The organism is Photorhabdus viridis, from assembly GCF_040256935.1.
Lineage (GTDB): Bacteria > Pseudomonadota > Gammaproteobacteria > Enterobacterales > Enterobacteriaceae > Photorhabdus > Photorhabdus viridis.
In genome coordinates this window covers 1-9,166 of sequence record NZ_JBEJZY010000079.1, presented here as the reverse complement: position 1 = coordinate 9,166, position 9,166 = coordinate 1, and the positions used below count along the sequence as shown (strand labels likewise).

Sequence of the window (9,166 nt, the reverse complement as noted above, 5' to 3'; positions counted from 1 at the left end):
GATCCACGGCGCCAGCGACGGTAGTTCCAGCGCCTCCCCGCCGAAGATAATACAGCGCAGGGCATGTGCGGTGTCATCCTGGACAGGGATAAGTTGACGGAAAGCACTCGGCGTCTGATTCAGCACTGTCACGCGTTCGTGGCACAACAGGGCATAAAATGCCTGTGGCGAACGGGCACAGGCTGCCGGTACGATAACCAGCCGGCCACCGTAAGCTAAGGCTCCCCACAGCTCCCATACCGAGAAATCAAAAGCAAAAGAGTGGAACAGGGTCCAGACGTCGTTGCGATTGAACTGGAAATAACCCTGTGTGGCTGCCAACAGGCGAATGATGTTCGCGTGTTCCACCATCACCCCTTTGGGCTGACCGGTGGAGCCGGAGGTGTAAATCACATACGCCAGGTGGTGTGAAGTCAGTCCCCGTGCCCGGCTGTCGGGGTTGCTGTCCGGCGCCCCGTCAAGGACGGACGGTGGGCAGGCATCCAGCACCACGGTAGGCAGGTGACTGTCCAGGGTTTCCAGCAAGGCAGTCTGGGTAAGCAGGGCCACCGGCGCCGCATCACTGAGCATATAGGCCAGCCGTTCGGCCGGGTAGGCCGGGTCAAGCGGCAGATAAGCCGCTCCGGCTTTCAGAATGCCCAGCAAGCCCACGACCATCTCCAGACTACGTTCAACGCAGATAGCGACCCGGTCATCCGGCTGCACGCCGAGGGCCAGCAAATGATGAGCCAGCCGGTTGGCGCGGCGGTTCAGTTCGCCGTAGCTGAGGGACTGTGCTTCAAACACCACGGCGGTAGCGTCAGGCGCTAGCTGAACCTGTTGTTCAAACAGTTCATGGATCAGGGCGGTCTGCGGGAAGTCGGTTTGGGGGGCGTTGAAGTCTGCCAGCAGTTGCTGCTGCTCTGTGACAGACAGCATCGGCAGGGACGGGATAGCGTGTGTGACATCGGTTGCCATCGCCGTTAGGATATTTTTGAGGTAATCGACTATGCGAACCACGGTCTCCTGATCAAACAAATCGGTCGCATATTCCAGCCCCCCTACTAAACCGGCGTCGGTTTCAGTCAGCGACAGCGTCAGGTCAAATTGGCTGCTGCGCTGCGGTTGCTCAACGAGGGAGAGAGCCAGCCCGGGCAATTTCAGCGCCTGGGCCGGGGTGTTGTTTAGCGCCAGCATGACCTGAAAGACCGGGCTGTAACTCAAACTGCGGGCTGGCTGCAATGCCTCTACCACCTGCTCGAAAGGCAGGTCCTGATGAGTATAGGCCGCCAGTGTGCGTTCACGAACCTGAGCAAGCAGTTCCTCCACCGTGTGGCACTGACCGGGTTCGATACGCAAGGCCAGCGTATTGGCGAAGAAACCAACCAAACCTTCCAGCTCGCTGCGTGTCCGGTTGGCTACAGGGGTACCGATGACGATATCGCCCTGGCTACTGAGGCGAGTAAGGACAACAGCCCAAGCCGCGAGCAAGGTCATAAACAGGGTTGTGCCCTGACGTTGACCCAGAGCTTTAAGGGAAGTGAGGATTTCAGCATCCAGATGGAAGGACACCCGGCTGCCGGCATAGCTTTGTACCGACGGGCGTGGTCGGTCCGTGGGCAATTCCAGCAAGGCGGGCGCGCCCTGCAATTGGGCACACCAGAAATCACGTTGCTCGGTAAGGCGGTCGCCCTGCAACTCATCGCGCTGCCAGACGGCATAGTCGACATACTGGATGGGCAAGGGCGGTAAAACTGCATCCTGACCAGCAAGAGCGGCTTGATAAAGCGCCGCCAGCTCGCGGACCATGATGCCGGTGGACCAGCCGTCAGAGATGATATGATGCTGGGTAAACAGCAGCATATGTTCCTCATCGGCCAGTTGCAGCAATTGACCGCGGATCAGCGGGCCCAGAGTGAGATCAAATGGCGCACAGGCCTCATATTCGGTGAGTTCGGCAATACGCTTGGCACGCGCCGTCTCGCTCAGGGAACGCAAGTCCAGACAGGGAAGTTCAAAACCACTGTCTGCGGGATCAATCTGCTGGCAGGGTTGACCATCAACCAGCGTAAAATGGGTACGCAGGCTCTCTTGGCGAGCGACGAGGTTATCGAGTGCTGCGGAGAGGGCTTGAGGGTCAAGCTGACCGGAAAGCCGCAGTACCATAGGCATATGGTAAGCTTGACTGGCGGCAGGATCGAACTGGCCCAGGAACCATAGCCGCTGTTGAGCAAAAGACAACGGTAAAGACATATGGCGATCTGCTTTCCCTATCGGTAGATGCAAAGAGTTATCCTCGCGTTTTTTTAATTGCTCCTTAAGCTTTTTCTCTAAAACGGCACGCTTTAGCATCTCAATATTTATGTTAGCTTTAGTCATTAATTAGTATCTCCATCTAAAATCGCCATTAATTCTTCTATCGACATTGAATCAAGATCGCTTTTTACTGATTCAACATCATTTCCCCATGCAGAACTTATTTGAGCAGAGAGAATGACCTCAGCTAATTCTGATAATTTTGGGAATTGGAAAATTGAGACTATGGGTATATCGATTAAAAATTCAGTTTGTATACGCGTTATCAATTGCATGACCATGAGCGAATGACCACCTATCTCGAAAAAGTGATCATGTCGGCCAACGCGCTCCAGTCCCAGCAAGTCTTGCCAAATTTGAGCCAGCATAGTTTCCATTTCTCCAATAGGAACCTCATAACTACGTACAGCCACAGCAGATTGTTCAGGGGCAGGCAACGACTTGCGGTCAAGTTTACCGTTAGGGGTCAACGGGAAGCTTTCCAGCGTCACAAAGGCACTGGGCAACATATACTCGGCCAGATGCTGTACAAGCTGCTGACGTAGTTCAGCCGGCACGAGCTCAGCATCATGCTGAGGGAGAAGATAGGCCACCAGACGAGTATCGCCTGGGATGTCTTCGCGGGCGATGACAATAGCTTCACGTACTCCAGAGCATTGGGTGAGGCGTGCCTCGATTTCGCCGAGTTCGATGCGGAAACCACGCAGCTTGACCTGAAAATCGTTGCGGCCTAGGTACTCGATATTGCCATCCGGCAGCCAGCGACCGAGGTCGCCCGTCTTGTACAAACGGGCATCCGGTTCTGCTGAGAAGGAGTCAGGAATAAAACGCTCTGCCGTCAGTGCCGGCCGGTTGAGGTAACCGCGGGCCACACCAGTCCCACCAATATGGATTTCACCGGCCACACCAAGGGGAACTGGCTGACCCTGTGTATCCAGAATATAGATTTGGGTATTGGCGATAGGGTGACCAATGTAAGCGGAAGTTCGAGTCAAGCCATTTAACGCAGACCAGACCGTCGTTTCCGTTGGCCCATATAGATTCCAGAGTGTAGGAACCTGTTGGAGCAACTGTGCTGCCAGTTTTTCAGGTAATGCTTCCCCACCACACAGAACCTTAAACTTGGTTGGCAGAGAGAACGTCGGCATTTGCAATAACATACGCCATGTCGAAGGCGTTGCTTGCATGAAGGATACATTATGATGAGTAATTAAGGCGGCCAGTTGCTGTGCATTCGTTGCCTGTGCCTGTGTCGCCAGTATGATTCGAGCCCCTGTTAGTAACGGCAGGAATAGCTCTAAGATGGAAATATCGAAAGAAAGAGAGGTAATACCTAGTAAAACATCCTCCTCCGTAATACCAGGTTCCTTGCTCATCGAACACAAGAAATTAACAATATTACTGTGTTCAATCATCACACCCTTTGGTTTCCCTGTTGAGCCCGAGGTATAAATTACATACGCCAAATGACGTGAGGTCAGTCCCAGTACCTGAGCCGCAAGGTTTTCTGCCGGCCCATTATCCAGAACTGATGATCCACGAGCATCAAGCACGATGGTAGGCAGGTGACTGTCCAGGGTTTCCAGTAGACCAGTTTGGGTAAGCAACGCCACGGGAGCGGCATCTTCCAGCATATAAGTCAGGCGTTCGGCTGGATAAGCCGGATCGAGTGGCACATAGGCTGCACCCGCTTTGAGGATACCCAATAATCCCACCATCATTTCCAGGCTGCGTTCAATACAGATGGCGACTCGATCGTCCGGGCGTATACCCAGAGCAAGCAGATGATGAGCCAATCGATTAGCACGGCAGTTCAGTTCGTCGTAGCTGAGAGTGCTTTCCTCAAACACCACAGCGGTGGCATCTGGAGTACGTGCTACCTGTTGCTCAAACAACTCATGGAGCAAAACCTCTCTAGGGAAGTTAGCCTCGGTATTGTTGAAGCCCGCCAATATTTGTTGACGTTCGGTAGCAGGCAGGATCGGTAGGTCCAAAATAGATTGCTGGGATTTAGTTGCCAGTGCTTCAATCAGACCGCTGATGGCCATAACCAAATAGTTTGCAACCCGAGTGGGGTTAATTCCTGAAATAGTCTGAGCCACTAGATTGAAGCCTTCCCCTAAATCATCTACTGAGAGGATCAACGGGTAATTAGTACGCTCCTCTGTCGCTAACAAACGCATGCCATCCCAAGCTGTATCGTCTGCATCTGGCTGGCTATGGCGGTAGTTAAGCAGAGCGCTAAATAATGGCATGGGAGGCGTCACACCACTGCAACGCTGGGCCAGCGCCAGAGGGGCCTGTTCATGCTCCAGCAATGTTGTGAGGTTACGGTAGGTGGCCTGTACCACTTCCAGTACACTGTGATTAGCAAGGGATACCCGCAATGGCAGGGTATTAATAAACATTCCCATTACCCGATCAGCGCCGACAGAGCCTTGCAGACGGCCCAGCAGTACGGAGCCGAAGACCACATCGTCACAGCCGCTGGTCTGCGCCAACACCTGCGCCCAGGCAACATGAAATATCACACTTGGGCTGATACCCAGATGGCGGGCTTGATTGCGGATCGCCCGGGCCAGATTGGTATCCAGCAACAAACGGGATTCGGTAATATCACCGCCGTTGCCTTGCACATTAAGTAAACCAAAAGGCGCTGTTGGGGTATCGACATCGGCGAGCTGGGCATGGAAGTAGCCCTCATGCACAGAAACCGGCACGCTCAGTGTTTGGGCGATAAAGTTGCGGTATGGCAGCGAGTTGGGCAGTTCTCCTATACTCCCCTGCAACAGTAGGCGAATTTCATCAACGATAAGTGTCAGCGTCATATGATCGCCGATCAAATGATGGAAACTCAGCGCCAACAGCCATTCGTGATTGACCGGATCATGGGCAATATCGGCAGTGAGCAGCGGTGCCTGACTAAGATTAAGTCGGCGCTGTCGTGGATCAATATGATCCTGTAGCTGGGCCAGTACATTGTTTTCTGAGGTCGGCACAAAGGTGTTCACCGGCAATGGCGCCTGTCGCCAGACCACCTGTACGGGCAGGGTTAGTCCCTGCCAGCAGATGGCGGTACGCAGGATGTCGTGACGGTTGATCACGTGTTGCAGGGCGCTAAGGAAGGCGTCAAGACGTGTACGGCTATCAAAAGCTACCAAGCTGTTTAACAGATAGGTATCCCCTTGTTCCTGCAAGCGATGGTGGAACAGAATGCCTTCCTGCAACGGGGCAAGCGGATAGATATCCTGAACATTGGCAGCACCACCGGGAACGGTGTCGACAATGGTATCGAGCTCAGTCTGGGATAGTGCCACCAGTGGCAACAGATCGGGTGTAAGGACAACACAATCTTTGCTAATGCGATTAGGGGGAACTATGAAGGCAGGCATCTCTTGAAGGGCCTGAATAGCCAGAGCCATCTCAGAAAGGATCGGGGCCGAGAAGATGCTGCGGACATCAAGTGTCTGCCCCAAAACGCGCAGTCGTTCAATCAAGCTGACCGCCATCAGTGAATGGCCGCCGAGTTCGAAGAAATGATCATGACGGCCAACACGTTCCAAGCCCAGTAGCTCCTGCCAAATCTGCGCCAGCAGGGTTTCCAGTTCGCTCTCAGGTGTTGCATAACCACGCGTTGCCACGGCAAACTGCTCAGGGATGGGCAGCGCCTTACGGTCAAGTTTACCGTTAGGGGTCAGCGGGAAAGTTTCCAGCGTCACAAAAGCGCTGGGCAGCATGTAATCAGTTAAATGTTGCGCCAGTTGCTGGCGCAATTCAGCTGGCACTAGTTCAACACCGGACTGCGATCGGAGATAGGCCACTAGGCGTTTTTCTCCGGCAATGTCTTCGCGGGCGATAACAACAGCTTCGCGTACTCCAGAGCATTGGGCGAGGCGTGACTCGATTTCACCGAGCTCAATCCGGAAACCACGCAGCTTAACCTGAAAATCGTTGCGGCCCAGGTACTCGATATTGCCATCCGGCAGCCAGCGACCAAGGTCGCCCGTTTTGTACAGACGGGCATCGGGTTCTGTTGAGAAGGAGTCTGGAATAAAACGCTCTGCCGTCAGTGCCGGACGGTTGAGATAACCGCGGGCCACACCGGCGCCGCCAATATAGATCTCACCGGCCACACCAAAGGGTACCGGCTGGCTTTGCGCATCCAGAATATAAATCCGGGTGTTGGAGATCGGCTGTCCGATGGGAACGTTGTCGGTGATATTATCCTGATTATGAGTATCAAACGTGATGCAACCCACTACTGTTTCGGTTGGGCCATACTCGTTAATAATACGTGACTCAGGAGATAACTCACGCCAAAGTACTACGATTGAACGGGTTAGTGCCTCCCCGCCGACGATGAAACAGTGTGCAGGGCAGGTCCATTTTGCAGCCAGTAATTCCTGACCAATTGCGGCGAGATGAGTGGGTGTTATTTTAACCAGAGTCGCGGATTCCATAGATGTGGATAACAGTGAGGGCGCCAATTCCGTAAGTTCCTGACCTTCACGGATAAGGCGTATTTTGCCCCCACAAAGCAGAGGTAAGTAAATACTGGTGACTGTTGCATCAAAGGCAAAAGATGATGAGACGATGCTATCTATCTGTCCGGCAGTAACATAATGACTGAGAGCCCACTGTAGGTAATTTCTAAACCCGTGGTGTTCAACCATAACTCCTTTGGGCTGACCGGTGGAGCCGGAGGTGTAAATCACATACGCCAGATGGTGTGGCGTCAGTGCCCGAACAGCCGGATTATTGTCTGCACAAGTATTGCAGGCCGGGGTATCCAGCAGCACTGTCGGCAGACCGTTGCCCAATTTTTCAGCCAGTGACGTTTGGGTAAGCAGGACCATCGGCGCTGCATCTGCCAGTATATAGCCCAGCCGTTCGGTCGGGTAAGCTGGGTCGAGGGGCACATAGGCACCGCCGGCTTTCAGGGTTCCCAGCAGTCCCACCACTATCGCCGGACTGCGTTCAACACAGATAGCGACCCGGTCATCAGGCTGTACGCCCAGTGCAATTAAATGATGCGCCAGCTGGTTGGCGCAGCGGTTCAGCTCACCATAGCTGAGTGACTGCCCTTCAAATAACACGGCGGTGGCATCCGGGGTGCGTGCGGCCTGTTGCTCAAACAACTCATGGATCAGGGCTGCCTGCGGGAAGTCACGCTCAGTGGCATTGAAGTCCGCCAGTAATTGCTGACGTTCAGCGGCGGGCAACACATCCACCGCCAGGGCTGGTGAATGCGGTGCATCCGCCAATACTGCGACCAGTTGTTCCAGTGCCCTGATCAAATAGGCATTGATTCTCTTCGGATCGACAGTGCTGACAGTTTGAGCGGATAACATAAAATCCTTACCATCATCATCAATCGAGATCCCCACGGGATAATTGGTGCGTTCCCGGCCAGCCAGACTGGTTATGCCAAACTGCGACAGGTTAAGTGTGCCGCTGTCCTTGTCACTCACATGCCGGCAATTGAGCAAGGCACTGAACAACGGCATATTGCCGAGCCCGCTATAGCGTTGCACCAGGGACAAGGGGGTCTGTTCATAACGCAATAAATTAGCGCATATGTCAGTGACTGCCTTGATGAGGGCCTCAGCGCTGATCCCTTTGAGTTTCAGCCTGACCGGCAGGGTATTGATAAACATACCCAACGCGCCTGCACTGCCCGCCATGCCCGACATACGGCCTGACAAGGTGGTGCCGAATACGATATCGTCACGTCCGCTGGTCCGGGCGACGACCAGCGCCCAACCCGCATGGAACAACGCCGCGGGGCTGGTGCCCAGCCTGCGGGCCGTTTCACGGAGGGCGCGTGATAAGCTGGCATTAAGGGGCTGTTGGGCTTCTGCTGTATGTTCTCCCCCTTCCTGAACATTGATTAGACCAAAAGGAGCCGTCACTTCATCGAGATCCGCCAGATAGTCCGGGAAGAAGGTTTCTGCGGCCTGAATATGGCTTTCCTGACGGGCATAAGCCACGAAGTTACGATAAGGCACCGATGGCGGTAAATCAGCACTTTTGCCCAGTAAGAATGCCGCCGTTTCTGCGAGAACCTGCCGTAATGAAAGATTATCATCAATGATGTGATGAAATTGGAGCAAGACGTACAGCTTGGCTGAATGTGGGTCAGCAGCGGTTTGTAAGCGTATCAGCGGTGCCTGAGATAAATCCAGTTGCCCGTGTGACAACGTCATACGGGCTTGCAAACTGGCGGCCACATCATCGCTATCCTTCAGGGTCAGGCGATGAACCGGCAAGGGGGCGTGCCGGTGCACAACCTGAACCGGCTGGGATAAACCGGCCCAGTGGACGGCTGTGCGCAGGATATCGTGCCGGTTGATGACCGCTTGTAATGCAGCCGTGAAAGCGTCAAGGTTTGTCTGGCTGTCGACACATAACAGCGACGAGATAACATAAGGATCTCTGTGTGGATCAAGTCGATGATGGAACAGGATACCTTCCTGCAATGGAGCCAGGGGATAGATATCCTGCACATTGGTCACTCCGCCGGAAGTTCGGTTGACGATAGTGTCAATTTCCGCCTGAGACAGCATGACCAGCGGCAGCATTTCAGGGGTGAGCGTGGTACTGCCATCAGGAATACGGTTGGGTGGCACGACAAAGGCCGGGACATCACCCGAGGATATTTGAATCGCCCGGGCCAGATCGGCCAGGATCGGTGCGGTGAATACCGTACGGACGTCCAGTTCCCAGCCCCGCTGGCGCAGCTGTTCGATCACACTGACTACCATCAGCGAGTGGCCGCCGAGTTCGAAGAAGTGGTCGTGCCGGCTGATGCGTGCCAGCCCCAGCAGGTTTTGCCAAATCTGCGCCAGCGTGGTTTCCCGTTCACCCACAG

At 54.3% G+C, this 9,166-nt stretch carries 2 protein-coding genes; both read right to left on the bottom strand.

The window, feature by feature from the left end:
- Nucleotides 1-2,358 (bottom strand): non-ribosomal peptide synthetase (locus ABR397_RS21355; protein ID WP_350307471.1); only part of this gene is annotated, 2,358 nt, incomplete at its 3' end.
- A partial coding sequence (locus ABR397_RS21350) for an amino acid adenylation domain-containing protein (protein ID WP_350307470.1) occupies nt 2,358-9,166 on the bottom strand: 6,809 nt, incomplete at its 5' end. The genes ABR397_RS21355 and ABR397_RS21350, both read right to left, overlap by 1 nt.